Here is a 15661-nt window from a genome sequence, read left to right as displayed (position 1 = left end):
TCTGCTGTCAGGGCGAACGCCGAGACCGGAACCGCCCTTCAGGCGGCGGGAGTAGTAGTGGTGGTAGTCGCCGGGGTCACGTTGACGGATCCCCAACCGGGGCACACGCTGGTGTTGGGCACCACAGTCTTGGTGATTGCGGACAGCTGGCCCTGCATACAGGTCACAGTGCCGTTGATGGTAGCGTTGAAGACCGCCTGCTGGGCCAGCTGAGCCTGGAGCGCATTGATCTGGGCGGTGTACATCGTGGTAACAAACTTCTGTGGAGATAACTGTATCGAATATTTCAAGTTCTGGCTCCATACCGCCCGCTGTCCCTGAATTGATAATTATATCCACGCAAAATACATCTATCAAAAGCTGAGCGGCTATGGCGGCATTTACTTTGCACACGCCGGAAAACAGGGCGACAACTTCTACACTATCAATCTGTCCAGCATGGAATTTCAGCATAGCTTTTTCCGTTATCTTACAGTTGCTTATCAAGGGCAAAAATGGGGCGAGTTCTTCGTCACCCGCACATAAAATTCCGATTTTCATAGATTATTGTCCTCCTATGGCTTGAAAGCCAATTTTTATGTTTATTTTACCATAATTCCGAGAGCACGGAAATAGCCTGTTTTTTAAGCCGATTTCCTACCTTTCGGATATACGGGACGGGCGGTCATTTAGGTGTAGACTTAGGGTAGTTCATCGATGGACAGCACCTTGAAAACAGAATGACCGTCCAAAAAGGAATACCCCGGCTGGGGAAGCACTGCAAGGAGCCAGCTTCTGGACACTTTGTCCAGAGGTCACTTCGGGACAAGTTGTCCCGAAGTTGCGGGGAGCGTGCCTCGTCGCCGCAAGCTGCGTATCATTCGCTTCCGCCAGAGGGCGAAAGCTCACTCGCTCCGCTGCGGCTCCTCTCCCCACAAAGTCTGACGACTTTGCGGGGGCCCCTGTTGGGAACACGCCGCAGGCATGGGGCAAGAAACCTTTTCGGGGAGAACGGCAACGGAAAGCAAAATGGAGGGAACGCATGAGAGATAACCCCTATAAAGACTTGCCGCCGCTGGAACGCAGGCCGGACGGTTCCCTTTACACCTGGGTGTTCCTGGACGAAGTGTATCTGTATTTCAAGTACCATTATTCCGGCGAGTTTCTGTACCGCGCCTGGAAACGGTTCAGAAAGTACGCAGGCATTATGACGGCGGCGACCCAGAATGTGGAGGAGTGCTTAAAGTCCGAAACGGCCCGGCTCATGCTGGCAAACTCTGAATTTCTCCTGCTGTTCAATCAGGCGGCCACCGACCGGGCGGAGCTGGGCAAGCTCCTTCATATCTCCGATACACAGATGGGCTACATCACCAATGCGGAGCCCGGACACGGCCTGTTGAAGATGGGCGGCTCCCTGGTCCCATTCAACAACTCCATTCCCAAGGATACCGAGCTCTATCGGCTCATGTCCACCACACCGGGAGAAAACTGATATGGCGCTGGAAATCACGTCTCACCGTGAGACGCAAAACGAGCCGCCGCTGACCCTGGGCAGTTTGTTTGACGGGATTGGAGTATTTCCACTGGCGGCCAGCCGTCACGGGATCGTGCCGCTCTGGGCCAGCGAAATTGAAAAAGCCCCCATCTCCATCACCCGGCGGCATTTCCCGGAGATGGAGCACTTGGGGGATATAACAAAGATGGACGGCGGGCAGATCCCCGCCGTCCACATTCTTACCTTTGGCTCCCCGTGCCAAAACTTGTCTCAAATCGGAGACCGTTCCGGTTTGGCTGGAGCCAAATCAAGTTTGTTTCATCATGCAATCCGAATTATCAAAGAAATGAGGTGTGCCACTGGAGGTCAATTTCCAATTATCGCTCTTTGGGAAAACGTCATGGGAGCTCTTTCATCAAATGACCGGCTGGATTTTCTGGCCGTGCTCCGATCCTTCCAAGACGCCCCGTTTTCAGTTCCTCCCTCTGGTCGATGGGCAAATGCCGGAATGGTGCGAGGGAGATGTCCCGATCTGGCCTGGCGGCTTATGGACGCCCAATATTGGGCAAGCCCCCGCCTGGCACGACGGCAGCGTATCTTTCTCGTGGCAGATTTTGGAGGGCAGCGTGCTCACGAAATACTGTTTAAGCCCCGCCCAATGTTCCTACTTTCTGAAACTGGCCCAGCGGGCGGGTTGTCCGCCTCCGCCGGAAATCGAGGCCCTTTTCTTGAAACAGGGGGGCGCTTACCCATCCTCCGACCCTTTCAACTGTTCCGTATGCGGGGGGCATCCAAAAAGCAGGAACACGTCCAATTCCGAGACAGCTTTGGGTTTCCAACTGACCCTTTTCCCACTGTTTTAGCTGGGGTGGTCACGCCCTTTGCCTTCTGGTTTGAGGATGATCCTTTTGGGGGGTGCATCCGTTTCCCTACGGAACGGGAGACCGAGCGCATGATGGGATTGCCGGAGGGTTGGACGGAGTACGGCGCAGACGGCAAGCCCATCAGCTCCACTCAACGGTATCGTGCCCTAGGCAACTCTATTGCGCTACCCTGTGCCGATTATCTCATGGCGGGTATTGCGGAGGTGCTGGACAAAGATAAAGCCAGATATCATCGTGAGACGAAATAAAGGACTAAAAGAACCTCGTCCTGTTGACTGCGAGTTAATATGGAATAATATGTACTTATTTATAATTTATCGAGTTTTCTCCATTCGATAAATAAATAAATACACAAAACGGCAAAAGCGACTATGATAATGAAGTATAGAATTGGCGTTACAAACAGCCAAGTCATAACTCCAATCTGTGCAATAATATCAGTACATGGTTCTGCCTCTATCCACATGGAATACTGCCAAGCATAACCACAAATAAGCAAATGAAGTAAAAAAACAATGGTTGAATTCACAAATAGACGAACTGGACAACCAGTTTTTGTTTGTCGTTTCCCAAACACCATAAGCATACAGATGCAGTTATAGAGCATTAAAACAAATGTAAAAAAAAGAAAATAATCCATAAACTGAACTGGGTGACCAAATGAATTTATCATCTCGAATTTCATTAAATATAATCCTTTCTATACAGTAGATTAGGTTTTGAATGATTAACTATTAGGTTACAAATTATAACATATCCAGTTAAATGATGCAAAGGATAATACAAAAGCATTTAATACTTGACCAGAATTGTAGGCGATAGGGCAAGATAAACTAACAGGAAAAGAGTGACTTCCACAATCACTCTTTTCTTTATTCAAAGGGAGCAACCAACCATAACAAAAATGAAAAATATCCGAGATATCGTCTAGCAACATTGAATAGTCCAAAAGAAAGGGGTGGATCATGCCTAAGTTAAAAGAACGTAGTTCTGATAATAAAATCAAGCGCACTGGCAAAGAGTGGAAACCAAAAGGCCCCCTGCGGCAAATAACCGCCAAATTTCGCCGTAGGCTGGTGGAGCGTCAACGGGACAATAGCAGCACCGCAACACCTGACACCCAGGCGGCTGAACAGAGTGTTCAGGCGGGGATGGACGCTGTGGAAGAAGTGGGATACCGAGCCGAAAAGGCAGTTGATCGACTGCTGTACCCGGCGCACCGTCCCAAGGTCCGGAAGGAACAAATCAAAGAAAGCGGCCGCCATCCCAAGGAGAGAACAGATATGGTCCCATCTGCCAATGATACATTGAGAGATGGGAAAACCATTTATCCCAATACCCCGGACAGCTTACACAATGGATCACAGCTTACCCCGGAGACCCAGATGAAACAACAGACCATGGAGAAGTTGGAACGCTCCGTCAGAACCGATCATCCAAAGAACGGCCAATTCCGGGAAGTCCCTCATTATGGCGGTACTCCCCAAAATACATACACCACAAAAAAGGAACGCTCTCCCGGAAATCAATCCATCAATCCATCCATCAAGGAGCGCCCCCGGCGCTCCTCCGGGCCAAAAGAAAAGCCGTTCGGTGGGGCGTTTACACCCAAGACACGAAAAGCTATGGACAAATCCGCCCAGGTATCAACGAATGCGGTCAAAACAACTGCCCGAAAGACCGCAGGGACGCCCGCAGCCAAGCAAGTAATGGAGCGTGCTCGCCGGAAGGCACAGACCGCCGCCCAGCGGAGTATGCTGCAAAAATCCAAGCAGACGGCTAAGGCTGCCGCGGAACTTTCCAGAAAGGCCGCTGTTGCAGTGACAAAAGCGGTGGCAGCACTTGTCAGTGCGTTGGTATCTTTGGTAGGCGGCGTGGTTTTGGTAGCGGCGCTGGCAGTCATGGCCTTGATTGCGGCACTTCTGGCCTCTCCGTTTGGGATCTTCTTTTCCAATGAGCCATCCAGAGACGCCATTCCATTATCACCGGCCTGGAGGGCTTTACCTCCATTGGGCGCCCCTTGTATTACGGGGAATAAAATAAATCTCACGGTGAGACGCAATTCCTGTCGGAATGAGGTCTCACCGTGAGTTTTTTTAATCTTCATATAATTTGAATACCGGAATTCCAGCACTTTCACAATCTTAAACATAGTTTCCATGGATGCGCCGAAAGCCTGTGTGGGGATTTCAATCTTTGTAGCAAATAACCAAGACTTACCTATTTATATGTGGTTGAAGTAAGGTTTACTTGACACGACATACAATTTACTGTATAACTATTGTGTCAGGTTGGCTTGACATACGAGGAGGCACTTTTTTGAAAAACAGACTGAAAGAAATGCGTGAGACCAAAAGGCTGACACAAAAAGAAGTAGGGGAAAAGGTAGGGGTTTCTCGGCAAGCAATCAACGCCATTGAAACAGGAAAATTTGATCCTTCTATTTGGTTGGCGTATGATCTTGCGAAACTCTTTGATTTAAGTATAGAAGAATTATTTGATTTTGAAGGGGGGAAAAGAAAATGAAGCTACTGCAAAATCCGTATATCAATGCTGCCGTCATCACTATCATATCTGTTTTCTATGCAGCAATATTCATCATTACAAGCGGCCACGATGAATTTCTAGGCATGCTTGATCACAGACAGTCATTGAGCAGTGCATTTTGGAATGGCTGGACTGTATTTTTGAGACAAGGCAATCTCAAGTATATCGGCTATATTTATCTGCTTGTCACACTCTGCATACTTGTGTTGTCGCTGATTCGGAAAAAGAAGTATGATGAATATCAAACCGGCATTTTAGCAACGAGTTTTATCGCAACAGGTATCGTACTTTTGCTGTTGTTTCCCACAGCCTTTTTCATGGTTCTGAACGATGCAAACTACGCAGTTGAGACGATATCGTTTCTTGTAGTTACTCATTGGTCTGTTTTTCTGCTCGTTAACCTAATTTATTTGATAAAGTGGTACAAGCAGTAAATATACAATAGATTACTTATTCTGTATGAATATTATATGATTTGGTAAATAAACGAAAGGAGTATTTTTATGATTGCATTTGAAGCCGAGGTGCCACTATTCCTCCTCGTCGGTTTTACTGTCGTAGCAATACTATCTTTTATTGCGTTATTAGTGCTCTTTATTCGTTCTCATAACCTGAACCTATTATTTTTTGTTGTACAACTGATATTTTTAATCCTGACATTTAAGTATTTATTTGGGCTTATTACTGTTCCAGATAATCATCCAATGTTGACGGAAGAATGTTCTTTACGGGTTGGACTTGCTGGAGTCTGCTGGGCTTGTAGTATGCTGTTTATGTTCATTGGAATATTTAGAATTGTTCGCAAAAAAAAGGATAATGCGGTATGAGGAAGCCAAGGCGAAGCTATCTTCCGGCCAGGAAGGTTTTTCTCCAAAATTGGTTTTGATTGTGTCTAAAGATCTGATCCAAGTGGAGTCTCATTATGAAAATTATACAAAATAGTGTCATAGGGTGCTTCTTTATTACCTGTTGGAGTTTATTGTGTAGCATTTGGAAAGATAGTGTATTGAGGAAAATATTTGTACAATTTGGCCTTGCGTTGAGCCGTAACATAACTGGAAGCTGGTTCTGTCAATTAGTATGGCGTGAAGGGATTCTTCCAAAACGCTTGTCTAGCAGCATTACCTATCATGTCCTTATATTGATTGTTAATTTGCCAATAACGTTTGTTCAAAGAATTTACAAGATTGGAAGCAATTATTTTCGCAATAGTATTACCTTCCGTGTGGTTTCAGCAATAGGAGCCTCAAGTTATCTTTTGCTGGGCATTTTCATGCTTGTTATGCTCATTGTTCCTCATAGAAACTGGAATAACCTCTATGCCCTATGTATCATGATTTTAATTCTGCTACTGTTTCTTGTAGGCTCGATGGCAAGGCCAGATTGTCGGTTAGAACTCGCTACATTAGGTCCCTATTTTTTGTTATTTATGGGATTAGTTTTATATGGTTTTTTTAGTAGTTTAGGAACAGATTTTACTAACGGTTTTATGCAGGGGCTCAAAAACAGCCTTTCATTACGATTCTTAGTTTTCTATGTGATAGCTTTTCTTGTTACTATCATGTTAGTTAATACAATCCAAAGTACAAAACAGCTTCAGCTTATGCTAATTATCGTTTTGATTGGGCTAGTGATCGCCTCCCTTTATGGTTGTTATCAGGGCTGGCAGGGAGTTGAGGTCAATCCTTCACAACAAGATATGGCACTCAACCCTGGGATGCCTGGACGAGTATATTCCTTTTTTGATAACCCAAATGCCTTTGGAGAAATACTGGTTATGCTTATGCCCTTTACATTGGCATTGCTACTTAATTCCAAGACATGGATAGGCAGAACTCTAGTGTTTATTTCTATGGCAATTTGTTTTATCGCTATTGGCCTTACTTACTTTCGTACTGGTTGGGTTGGACTTGGCATGGCGGTAATGATATTTCTGGCAATGATGAATTGGAGATTTCTGCCTATTTTCTTTTTGGTGGGATTGCTTGCGCTACCTTTACTGCCTGAAAGTATAATGAATCGTATTCTTACGATTGGAAATTTTGAAGATAGCTCACTTCAGTACCGTTTTAGCATTTATGAAGAAACTGTCTATCTTATCCGCGACTATGGTATGCGAGGTATAGGGCTTGGCACTGACGTTATGACGGAGGTATTCCAACATTATCCGCCTATGTTTGATGGGAATTACCCTATCCATACTCATAATCATTATCTTCAAATATGGGTTGAGCTAGGTTTTGGGGGAGTAATTACTTTTCTTGCATCGGTGATATATCAGCTCAAAATAGGTGTAAAGACGTTCTACTCTAGCACCAATAAAGAAGCTAGGAATATTTTGGCTGCTGGTGTAGGCGCGCTCTGCGCTATTTCAGGAATTGGTATGCTGGAATATATATGGTTCTATCCTCGGGTAATGTTCGTGTACTTTTTCCTTTTTGGTGTAATTGCTACTGCTGCCAAATTGGCAAAGAGGGATATTAGATAACTAAGGAATTGAGGGATAGAAATGAAGTGCAATCCCTTTTAACCTAATTCATCACACAGGCAAATCGCCGCCTAATTACATATATGCCGTAACAAAGGCGCAGACAACCAACCGGTTGTCTGCGCCTCATTTATTTCTCGACAAGTTATCCGAGTATCCCCCAGAAAATTCTGGAAGATATTGGGATGAAGTGTCGAGGTATGGATATGATTTTTACACTGACCTATCCCGGCCCGGAAAAACCATTGAAAACTTAGAAAAATTTTTGCATTTTGGCGGAAAAAGATATTCCTGCCGCTCTCCTCCCGATTTTCGTTGACCATCCACGAATCAACGAAAATTAAAGGAGGAGCCAATATGTTTGACCGCAATAGTGACTATGCTCTGAATAAGAAGGACCCGGACGCCATCGTATGCAAAAGCGCCACCGGAATACATATCCGCCTGACCCGTGCCGACTTCTCCAGTGCGGAGGAGTTTGAAAAATGGAAACGCTGGTCTGATGAAAACTACCACGCGATTGAGAAAGCGGATCACCGGCACAGTAACCGGACAATTTCACTGGAAGGACTGGCTGAACTATCCTTTGCGGTGCTCTCTGCCGAAACGGAAGTCATGGATCAATACGACCAGGAGGAGCGGGCCCGCCTATGCCGCCTGTTGGCCGAGGGCCTGGATGCCTGCCTGACTGCGCCTCAACGCCGCCGTCTTTGGCTCTACTGTGTGGAGGGCCTGACCATAAAGGAAATTGCGGCGCAAGAGAAGGTCAAACACCAGAATATATCCAAGAGAATATTGGCAGCCAAAAAAATTCTAAAAAAATTTTTGGAAAGGTGGGTGCAGAACGGAACCAAAAACGGCGGTAAGTGAAGGACGAGTTTTATTCCTTCGATCTTTCTGACAACTGAATAGGACGAGCCAGTTACTTGCCGTATTCTGTTGAGCCAAACGCTGGGTGCGCCGGGATCTTCTGCCGGGAAAGGAGGTGACAGCTCCGGCAGAAAGGAGCGATCCACACCAGCAGCGTAACACGGTTTGGCAAAGCCGCAGGCCATGACACAAATACGGGATCATGCTACTTGCGTCGGCTATGCGTCACAGCGTAGGACGCCCCGCCCACGGGAATGGGGGGAGGTTTATTGCCTATGGAGCGGTTGCCACCCGCCGCTGGCTTGTCTATCCTTACTTGCACCTATCAATGGACACTCCGAATGATATGGCTTTTTGCGTCTCACCGTGAGACGCAAAAGATGGGAGAAGAATATGAAACCTTTGGAGACAAAACAATTTCCGAGTGAAGTAATCACGATTGATGGCTGCACTGTAATTATGCGGTATGCAGAAAAGCCTGTCCCCGGTGTAATGGACAAGGTGAAAGGCACCCTTGTAAATCAGAACTTTCTTGACAAAAAATACTCTATTTCTTGCAAAAACGACTAAAAAATGCTATAATAATAGTGTGAAGTGTACCTTGACAAATAGATAGAGAAATAGAGAAAACAAGGATACATACACTGTTCCCATAGCGAATGAGGTGTATGTTATGGAAAATGTAGTGCGAGTCGATTGCCTTTATCGTGTATCTACGGTAGGACAGGTTGAGAAAAACGACATTCCTATGCAGAGAGAGTTTTGCCGGGCTTTTATTGCAGAACACCCTAATTGGAAACTTGAAAAGGAAGTGTACGAGAAAGGCGTTTCCGGCTTTAAGAAATCTGCAAAAGAAAGAGACGCCATCCAGGAGCTTCAGCGTGACGCGGTAGAGGGAAAGTTTGATATTCTTTTGGTCTATATGTTTGACCGCCTGGGCCGCAAGGATGATGAAACTCCGTTCATTGTTGAGTGGTTTGTGCGAAATGGAATTGAAGTTTGGAGTGCAACAGAGGGACAGCAGCGGTTTGACAATCATGTAGATAAGCTGTTGAACTACATACGCTACTGGCAAGCGTCGGGTGAGAGTATCAAGACTTCTGTACGCACCAAGACCCGGCTGGAGCAGCTTACAGAGAGCGGCTTTTATACAGGCGGCTCTATTGCGTATGGCTATCGCCTGGATAAGCGAGGCCGTACCAATAAGCGGAACAAAGAAGTCTTTGATTTGGCGGTAGACGAAGATGCCGCGAAAATCATTCAACTGATTTTTCACAAGTATGTGAACGAGGGATATGGTGCCCAGCGTCTTTCCCGATATCTGGAAGAAAAGAAAATCCGCAAGCCTAACGGAAAGAACTTTCCGAATACCTCCATCAACCGTATCATTAAGAACCCTATCTATACGGGAGTAATACGGAATGGGGATGCACAGTCGGCATTTATTCCAGAATTACAGATTATAGACCAGGAGACCTTTGACCGGGCACAGAAAATCATGTCTGACAGAACGACACACCATGCAGAAACCCCATTGAACCTGAAAGGACAATCTCTCCTGGTAGGGAATATTTTTTGCGGCCATTGTAAAAATCGGCTGACTTTAACCACTGGAGGCAGAAACCGGGTGCGAAAGGACGGAAGTATTTACCATGATGTTCGCGCCAGGTATCAGTGTCACTATAATGTCCGTCATCCGGGAGAATGTGATGGACAGTCAGGCTATGGAGTAAAGAAATTGGATGGGATTATAGACCGGATCGTGCGCTATCAGCTTTCTAAAATCAGTGCCGCGTCCGGGGAAGATATTGTTGCGAAACAGAACCAGAAAGCCATCGAATTGGCAAAAGCAAGACACCATCTGGCAACGGTGCAGTTAGCAGAAAAGCAAAGAGAACTGGTTGATTACCAAAACGAAGGAATCAAGGTCATTCGCGGGCAGAGCAAGTTTGATATGGAGTTTCTGAACGAACTTGTCAGCAAGGCGAAGGCCGAGGTAACAGAGCTTGAGGCCGCGGTGGAGGCAGCGAGGGAAGAACTGGACATTCATCTTGCGAACGCTGATGTAGAGCGGAAAGAGTATGAGAAGATAAAGACCTGGGCTGACCTCTATGACAACTGTAACTTTGCTGCCAAGAAGATGATTATTTCCCAGTTTATCAAATCTGTTTATGTCTATCGAGATTACACACTGGAGATTGAATTTAATGTCTCCTTTGAGGAGTTCCGCACAATGGCAACAGAGTGCCAGGATCAGGGAACAAGTGAGCAGCCTTTGGTATATATCACGGCATAAAAAAGACAGGCTTGCACGAACAAGCCTGTCTTTGGTGGACCCAAAGGGATTCGAACCCTCGACCTCTCGGATGCGAACCGAACGCTCTCCCAGCTGAGCTATGGGCCCATATATCTGTCACGGTTGACTGCCAAGCGAGTTACCGGACCAAATATATGATGGTATGAAGTTTTAATAAAAGGGGATGTGAACCGGATGGGAGCCATGTGAGCCACCGGCCCAAAAGAGGGGGCATATAACTGGCCCGCGTGCTCTCCCAGCTGAGCTATGGGCCCAAATCAACAGTTCCAAAAGGGGAACAGAAGAATAAAGCAATATGAAATTATAGATGAGGCAGAAAACCGAACCCTTTGCGCTCCCAGCTGAGCTATAGGCCTATATTATTAAAGTGTGTTTACTCAACACTCCAGTATTATAGCATAATTAAACCGGTTGTAAAGAGGTTTTTGAAAAAAACTAAAAAGTGATATTGATAAATGGTCGGAAATGATGTATGATATCAAATACAGCCTTCCAGCGGACGGCGCTGATGCGTCCGGTCCAAGGCAAGGCCGCACTAGTCGGGGAGTTAGCGGTGCCCTGTACCTGCAACCCGCTACAGCAGGGATGAATCCCGGCCCCCGGATCTGCGTTGTGTCGTCTGACCCCGGTAAGTAGTGATGATGGATCGGTCCCGCGCAAGGTCGCCCCGTGAACCGTGTCAGGCGGGGAACCGAGCAGCACTAAGCGGACCGCGATCTGTGCCGCGGGGTTCCCGCTCCTGAGCCGGCTGCCAGGGTAACGGGCATAGCGCTGATTCCAAAGGTCGGTGTGCGGTCTTGCCATGAACCGGATGTACAAGGAGGGGCGAAGCGACGCGGCTTTCCGCATCCTCCGCCCCTCTTTTTCACTTTTATGACGAGGTGACCGGCGTGTATCAGGCTTTATACCGAAAATGGCGGCCCCGTACCTTTGACGACGTGGTGGGTCAGGCCCATATCACCGATACGTTGAAGCGGCAGGTGGAGACCGGACGACTCTCTCACGCCTATTTGTTTACAGGTACCAGAGGCACAGGCAAGACTACCTGTGCCAAAATCCTGTCCCGGGCGGTCAACTGTGAGCACCCGGTCAACGGGAACCCCTGCAACCAGTGCCCGTCCTGCCTGGGCATTGAGAACGGCTCTATTTTGGATGTATTGGAGCTGGATGCGGCCTCCAACAACGGCGTGGACCAGGTTCGTGCCCTGCGGGATGAGGCGGTATATACTCCAGCGGCGGTGCGGAAACGGGTGTACATTGTGGACGAGGTCCATATGCTCTCTACCGCGGCATTCAACGCGTTGCTGAAGATCCTGGAAGAGCCTCCTGCCCATCTGATGTTTATTTTGGCCACTACGGAGCTGCATAAAGTGCCGGCTACCATCAAGTCCCGCTGTCAGCAGTTCTCCTTCAAGCGCATTCTGCCCGGCGATATCGCTGCCCGGCTGGCCTATGTGGCGCGCCAAGAGGGTCTGGAGCTGAGAGGAGAGGGCGCGGAATTACTGGCCCGGCTGGCGGACGGTGGACTGCGTGACGCCCTGTCCCTGCTAGACCAGTGCGCGATACCGGACGGCCCTATCGGTGTTCAGGAGGTGCTGGACGCCTTGGGGTTGGCTGGGAACCTGGAGACAGCCCACCTGATGGAGCAGATCGGAGCCGGTGATACCGCTGCTGCCCTGGAGACCCTGGCCAGACTGTATGGTGCCGGCAAGGAAGTAGGGAGCCTGCTGGGTGAGCTGTCTGCCCTGACAAGGGATCTTCTGGTACGAAAGACGGCCCCCAAGGGTGGAGCAGCACTGCTGACTGGTGGCTACGATGAGAATACCATGCGGCGGCTGTCCAATCTGTTTCAAACGCCCCGGCTGGCCCAGATGCTGGGTGTGCTCCAGTCTACCATTGCCGACCTGTCCCGCAGCGGCAACCGCCGCACAGATGCTGAGCTCTGTCTGATCCGTCTCTGTGATCCGGTGCTGGATGAGAGTATGGCGGGAATCAATGCCCGTCTGTCCAGAGTAGAGGAACTACTGGCAGGTGGGATACCTACCGCCTGTGCGGTACCGCCTGTACCGCAGAAAAAGGTGCCGGATAGCCGGAGTAGTCAGAAAGATACCCCACCCTGGGAAGAGGAGCGCCCCCCGCTGCCAGAGGAACCCGGGGAGCGTATCGCTTATCAAGCAGAATCGGAGCCTGCCCCAGCGCCTGTTTCTCGGGTGGAGAAGAAGCCTGCCGATACCCCGGTTATGGCGGCGTTATCTGGTGATTTGTGGCCAGGGCTGGTGGCTGGGCTTCGGGGAAAGTTCCCGGCAGTCTATCCGTTTCTCAGCAATCCGTCCGCAGTACAGGGCCTGCTGGAAGACAGTGTGTTAACGCTGTGGGTGGATACGGATTTTACCAAAAACATGGTGGGCACTTCTGCAGTGCTGGAAGCGTTGGAAAAGCTGGCTGCTGCGCAGACCGGCCGGGCTGTACGGTGTACTGTAAAGGTGGGTGCACCGCCAAAAACAGCTCCGGCGGCACAACAGCCAGCCGAGCATGATAATCTGGATGATCTGTTGGCAATGGGCCAGCAGTTTGACAACATTATTATTGAAGAATAAAGGAGTTGCGACCTATGGCAAAGGGATTTAACAGCCGCGGATTTGGCGGCATGGGCGGCGGCATGAACATGAACATGATGAAGCAGGTCCAGAAGATACAGCAGGATATGATGAAGATGCAGCAGGAGCTGGAGACTAAGACCTACACTGCGGCAGCCGGCGGTGGTGCGGTCAGCGCCACTGTGACCGGCAAGCGCGTGCTGGAGAGTGTTACTATTGACCCCGATGCGGTAGATCCTGAGGATGTGGAGATGCTGCAGGATATGATTGTGGCAGCCGTGAATGAGGCGCTGCGTGCGGCGGAGAACGACTCTGCCTCTTCCATGCAGCAGCTGACCGGCGGCCTGAACTTGCCCTTCTGAATTTGAAACGGGAAATGGCCGCCTGTGGGCGGCCATTTCCCATTAAAAGCAATGAACCCGAAAGCGGAGGAACATGAACATGGAGACGGCCAAGGGGTTGCAGACATCGGAACGATTTCGGATCGGTGCGCTGTTGGCGGTAGCAGGTGGCCTGCTGGATACCTATACCTATTTGATGAGGGGCGGCGTATTTGCCAATGCACAGACAGGTAACATTGTTTTGTTAGGTGTGCGGGCAGTGGAAGGGGACTGGAGCGGTGTGCTACATTATTTGCTGCCCATCCTGGCATTTGCAGCTGGTGTGATCGCCGCTGAGTGTATCAAAGAACGATTGAAGGAAGCACGTGTCGTTCATTGGCGACAGGTCACAGTTTGTTTGGAAATTATCCTGTTGGCGCTGGTGGCTTTTCTTCCGCAGCAGTTGAATGCACTGGCAAATATCATGGTCTCATTTGTATGTGCCATACAGGTAGAGAGCTTCCGAAAGGTCCGCGGTAATGCCTTTGCTACCACCATGTGTACCGGTAATCTGCGTAGCGGCACGGAGCGTCTGTATCAGTTTATCCGTACTGGGGAGAAGGATCAACTTTTGCGGGCCGCACAGTACGGTGGAATCATTCTGTTTTTCATTGGTGGTGCGGCGTTGGGTGCATGGTGCAGCAGCTTTTTAAGTCTCTGCACGGTGGCTGTTGCCTGTGTTCCATTGCTGATTGCATTCCTTTTGATGCGCCATTGATAGAAAGGTGTTTGGACACGGAGTCTTGGTATGTATTTTGCCTAAAGTAAAAAAAGATAAAAAATGTAGGTTTGTCAAACAAATTGGACGGCGAACTGGGAAGGAGAAGAGTAGTTTAAGGGCCTCATAGGGAAGTTGTTAGAGCGGCGGTTGTGGGCAGCGAGCTGTCTGGCGAAGTCATCCAGGGAGTAAAAGCTGTGGCAGGAATAGAAGCGTTTCTGATCCTCTCGGTGACTACGCTCCACTTTGCCGTTGTGGCGAGGCGTATAGGGGCGGATGAGTTTGTGGCGAATACCCAGTTGGACAGCAGTGGTCTCAAACAGAGTAGGGAGATCCCGCTTGCTGTTGGAGAAACGATTGGTAAATTCAAAGCCGTTATCCGTCTGGACGCATTCCACGCGGATTCCACGGCGGGCAAACCACTTGAACAGCTTCTTCAGAAAATCGGCAGAGGAAAAGGTGGACTGCTCTGAGTAGGCAGCCAGGAAGCGCAGGCGTGTGAACTCGTCAATAGCAGTGTATTGGTATAGGCGCAGCTCAGGGTCTGCGATGCAGCGGCGGGGGACCACCTTTACATCCACCTGGATACGCTGTCCTGGATAGGTCATCTGCTGGTAGGGCTTTGGCTTGTAGGCCGGTTTCTTCTCTTTCGGTGGGAACAGTCCCAGCTTTTTCATGACCCGGAACAGGCTCTCCGGGCGGCGGGTGTAGCCGCGCTGCCGCAGCCGGTGCCACAGCTCCACCATACCCAGATTTGGATTGCGGCGGCGCATATCCCGGATCAGTTTTAGTTCTGCTTCTGTATGCTGGTTTGGATGGCTGTGGGGCCGCCGGGACTGGCAGACCAGGGATTCTGCTCTACCATCCCAGCGAGCCCGCCAGAAGTAGATATAAGATCGGCTTTTGTTATACTTCCGACTGGCACGGCTGACGCCGTATTTCTCCGCGTACTTCATCAGGGATTGCCGATATGCCATGTCCTGTGTTATACTCTTGCTCATGAAGGATATGGCCCCCTCTCGTCAAGTTGTTGTCTGCAACTCCAACTATAACCGATGAGGCCTTATCCTTCATCCTTTTTTATCCTTCTGTCCAATATCTATTGTAGTCCTACAAAGAGCATCATAACATATTTGATTGGATACTTGCAATCCTTGGCGGCATATATTATAATGATATCTGTTATGCAGGTAAACCACATATCCGGGTGTAGCGAAGGTGGTATCGCGCTTGATTTGGGTTCAAGAGACCGGGCGTTCGAGTCGCCCCACTCGGACCAACTAAGGTTGCTGAAAAAGATGCAACCCCTGAAACCCTTGCTGCGGCAAGGGTTTCAGCCGTTTCAGAGGGAAAAATCGAGCACCAGCCGAGATGGAGATGCAAAAG

At 48.9% G+C, this 15661-nt stretch carries 14 protein-coding genes, 2 tRNA genes, 1 other RNA gene and 1 pseudogene; 14 read left to right on the top strand and 4 right to left on the bottom strand.

Going from position 1 to position 15661, the window contains the following annotated elements; genetic code table 11:
- On the bottom strand, positions 1-540 hold a 540-nt coding region (gene mtnN / locus B5F94_RS16990), incomplete at its 3' end, for a 5'-methylthioadenosine/S-adenosylhomocysteine nucleosidase (protein ID WP_242965688.1).
- A 544-nt stretch (positions 541-1084) separates the two neighbouring features.
- On the opposite strand from mtnN, the pseudogene B5F94_RS14200 reads away from it, so the two are divergent.
- Positions 1085-1471, top strand: a pseudogene (locus tag B5F94_RS14200) (TraE family protein); the annotation flags it as partial.
- A gap of 1 nt (position 1472) precedes the next feature.
- Positions 1473-2606 (top strand): DNA cytosine methyltransferase, encoded by a 1134-nt coding sequence (locus B5F94_RS14195; RefSeq protein WP_087331031.1) that lies wholly within the window; start codon positions 1473-1475, stop codon positions 2604-2606.
- A 59-nt stretch (positions 2607-2665) separates the two neighbouring features.
- Here B5F94_RS14195 and B5F94_RS14190 read toward each other — a convergent pair whose 3' ends face one another.
- Positions 2666-3043 (bottom strand): hypothetical protein, encoded by a 378-nt coding sequence (locus tag B5F94_RS14190; RefSeq protein ID WP_087331030.1) that lies wholly within the window; start codon positions 3041-3043, stop codon positions 2666-2668.
- Positions 3044-3323: 280 nt separating this feature from the next.
- Between B5F94_RS14190 and B5F94_RS14185 the strand changes: the two genes are divergently transcribed.
- The 7 genes from B5F94_RS14185 to B5F94_RS14155 all read left to right on the top strand — a co-directional run bounded on the left by B5F94_RS14185 (position 3324) and on the right by B5F94_RS14155 (position 10559).
- On the top strand, positions 3324-4448 hold the full coding sequence (locus B5F94_RS14185) for a hypothetical protein (RefSeq protein ID WP_087331028.1): 1125 nt from the start codon (positions 3324-3326) through the stop codon (positions 4446-4448).
- A 229-nt stretch (positions 4449-4677) separates the two neighbouring features.
- A complete protein-coding gene (locus B5F94_RS14180) occupies positions 4678-4884 on the top strand; it encodes a helix-turn-helix transcriptional regulator (RefSeq protein WP_087331027.1) in 207 nt (68 codons plus the stop codon).
- Entirely contained in the window at positions 4881-5339 is a 459-nt protein-coding gene (locus B5F94_RS14175) for a hypothetical protein (protein ID WP_087331025.1), read from the top strand. The genes B5F94_RS14180 and B5F94_RS14175 overlap by 4 nt, the downstream gene beginning before the upstream one ends.
- Before the next feature lie 69 nt (positions 5340-5408).
- On the top strand, positions 5409-5732 hold the full coding sequence (locus B5F94_RS14170) for a hypothetical protein (protein WP_087331023.1): 324 nt from the start codon (positions 5409-5411) through the stop codon (positions 5730-5732).
- A 95-nt stretch (positions 5733-5827) separates the two neighbouring features.
- On the top strand, positions 5828-7393 hold the full coding sequence (locus B5F94_RS14165) for an O-antigen ligase family protein (protein WP_087331021.1): 1566 nt from the start codon (positions 5828-5830) through the stop codon (positions 7391-7393).
- A 357-nt stretch (positions 7394-7750) separates the two neighbouring features.
- Positions 7751-8263, top strand: coding sequence for an RNA polymerase sigma factor (locus B5F94_RS14160; RefSeq protein ID WP_087187193.1), 513 nt, complete (start codon positions 7751-7753; stop codon positions 8261-8263).
- A gap of 673 nt (positions 8264-8936) precedes the next feature.
- Positions 8937-10559: a recombinase family protein gene (locus B5F94_RS14155; protein WP_087331019.1), complete on the top strand. Its 1623-nt coding sequence runs from the start codon at positions 8937-8939 to the stop codon at positions 10557-10559.
- 32 nt (positions 10560-10591) lie between these two features.
- On the opposite strand, the gene B5F94_RS14150 is transcribed toward B5F94_RS14155, so the two are convergent.
- A tRNA-Ala gene (locus B5F94_RS14150) sits at positions 10592-10667 on the bottom strand.
- 443 nt (positions 10668-11110) lie between these two features.
- Between B5F94_RS14150 and ffs the strand changes: the two genes are divergently transcribed.
- From ffs to B5F94_RS14130, 4 genes are all read left to right on the top strand, one after another.
- An RNA gene (ffs, locus tag B5F94_RS14145) (signal recognition particle sRNA large type) lies at positions 11111-11375 on the top strand.
- A 95-nt stretch (positions 11376-11470) separates the two neighbouring features.
- The gene (gene dnaX / locus B5F94_RS14140) at positions 11471-13177 is read left to right on the top strand and encodes a DNA polymerase III subunit gamma/tau (protein WP_087331017.1); all 1707 of its coding nucleotides are present in this window, start codon (positions 11471-11473) and stop codon (positions 13175-13177) included.
- Positions 13178-13191: 14 nt separating this feature from the next.
- Positions 13192-13539: a YbaB/EbfC family nucleoid-associated protein gene (locus B5F94_RS14135; protein WP_087331015.1), complete on the top strand. Its 348-nt coding sequence runs from the start codon at positions 13192-13194 to the stop codon at positions 13537-13539.
- A gap of 79 nt (positions 13540-13618) precedes the next feature.
- On the top strand, positions 13619-14275 hold the full coding sequence (locus tag B5F94_RS14130; RefSeq protein ID WP_242965686.1) for a YoaK family protein: 657 nt from the start codon (positions 13619-13621) through the stop codon (positions 14273-14275).
- A 74-nt stretch (positions 14276-14349) separates the two neighbouring features.
- On the opposite strand, the gene B5F94_RS14125 is transcribed toward B5F94_RS14130, so the two are convergent.
- The gene (locus B5F94_RS14125) at positions 14350-15252 is read right to left on the bottom strand and encodes a DDE-type integrase/transposase/recombinase (protein WP_242959431.1); all 903 of its coding nucleotides are present in this window, start codon (positions 15250-15252) and stop codon (positions 14350-14352) included.
- 226 nt (positions 15253-15478) lie between these two features.
- Between B5F94_RS14125 and B5F94_RS14120 the strand changes: the two genes are divergently transcribed.
- Positions 15479-15554, top strand: a tRNA-Pro gene (locus B5F94_RS14120).
- Positions 15555-15661: the final 107 nt, after the last annotated feature.

This window comes from Flavonifractor sp. An4 (assembly GCF_002161755.1).
GTDB classification, from domain to species: Bacteria; Bacillota; Clostridia; order Oscillospirales; family Oscillospiraceae; genus Flavonifractor; species Flavonifractor avicola.
The sequence above is the reverse complement of the archived record's forward strand: the minus strand, read 5'-3'. Positions and strand labels throughout refer to the sequence as shown.

Excerpts from the sequence above, each read along its gene's own strand:
- B5F94_RS14135 (WP_087331015.1), top strand. The coding sequence starts at position 13,192 with ATGGCAAAGGGATTTAACAGCCGCGGATTTGGCGGCATGGGCGGCGGC.
- B5F94_RS14130 (WP_242965686.1), top strand. The coding sequence starts at position 13,619 with ATGGAGACGGCCAAGGGGTTGCAGACATCGGAACGATTTCGGATCGGT.
- B5F94_RS14195 (WP_087331031.1), top strand. The coding sequence starts at position 1,473 with ATGGCGCTGGAAATCACGTCTCACCGTGAGACGCAAAACGAGCCGCCG.
- B5F94_RS14160 (WP_087187193.1), top strand. The coding sequence starts at position 7,751 with ATGTTTGACCGCAATAGTGACTATGCTCTGAATAAGAAGGACCCGGAC.
- B5F94_RS14165 (WP_087331021.1), top strand. The coding sequence starts at position 5,828 with ATGAAAATTATACAAAATAGTGTCATAGGGTGCTTCTTTATTACCTGT.
- B5F94_RS14125 (WP_242959431.1), bottom strand. The coding sequence starts at position 15,252 with ATGGCATATCGGCAATCCCTGATGAAGTACGCGGAGAAATACGGCGTC.
- B5F94_RS14190 (WP_087331030.1), bottom strand. The coding sequence starts at position 3,043 with ATGAAATTCGAGATGATAAATTCATTTGGTCACCCAGTTCAGTTTATG.
- B5F94_RS14185 (WP_087331028.1), top strand. The coding sequence starts at position 3,324 with ATGCCTAAGTTAAAAGAACGTAGTTCTGATAATAAAATCAAGCGCACT.
- B5F94_RS14170 (WP_087331023.1), top strand. The coding sequence starts at position 5,409 with ATGATTGCATTTGAAGCCGAGGTGCCACTATTCCTCCTCGTCGGTTTT.
- B5F94_RS14155 (WP_087331019.1), top strand. The coding sequence starts at position 8,937 with ATGGAAAATGTAGTGCGAGTCGATTGCCTTTATCGTGTATCTACGGTA.
- B5F94_RS14175 (WP_087331025.1), top strand. The coding sequence starts at position 4,881 with ATGAAGCTACTGCAAAATCCGTATATCAATGCTGCCGTCATCACTATC.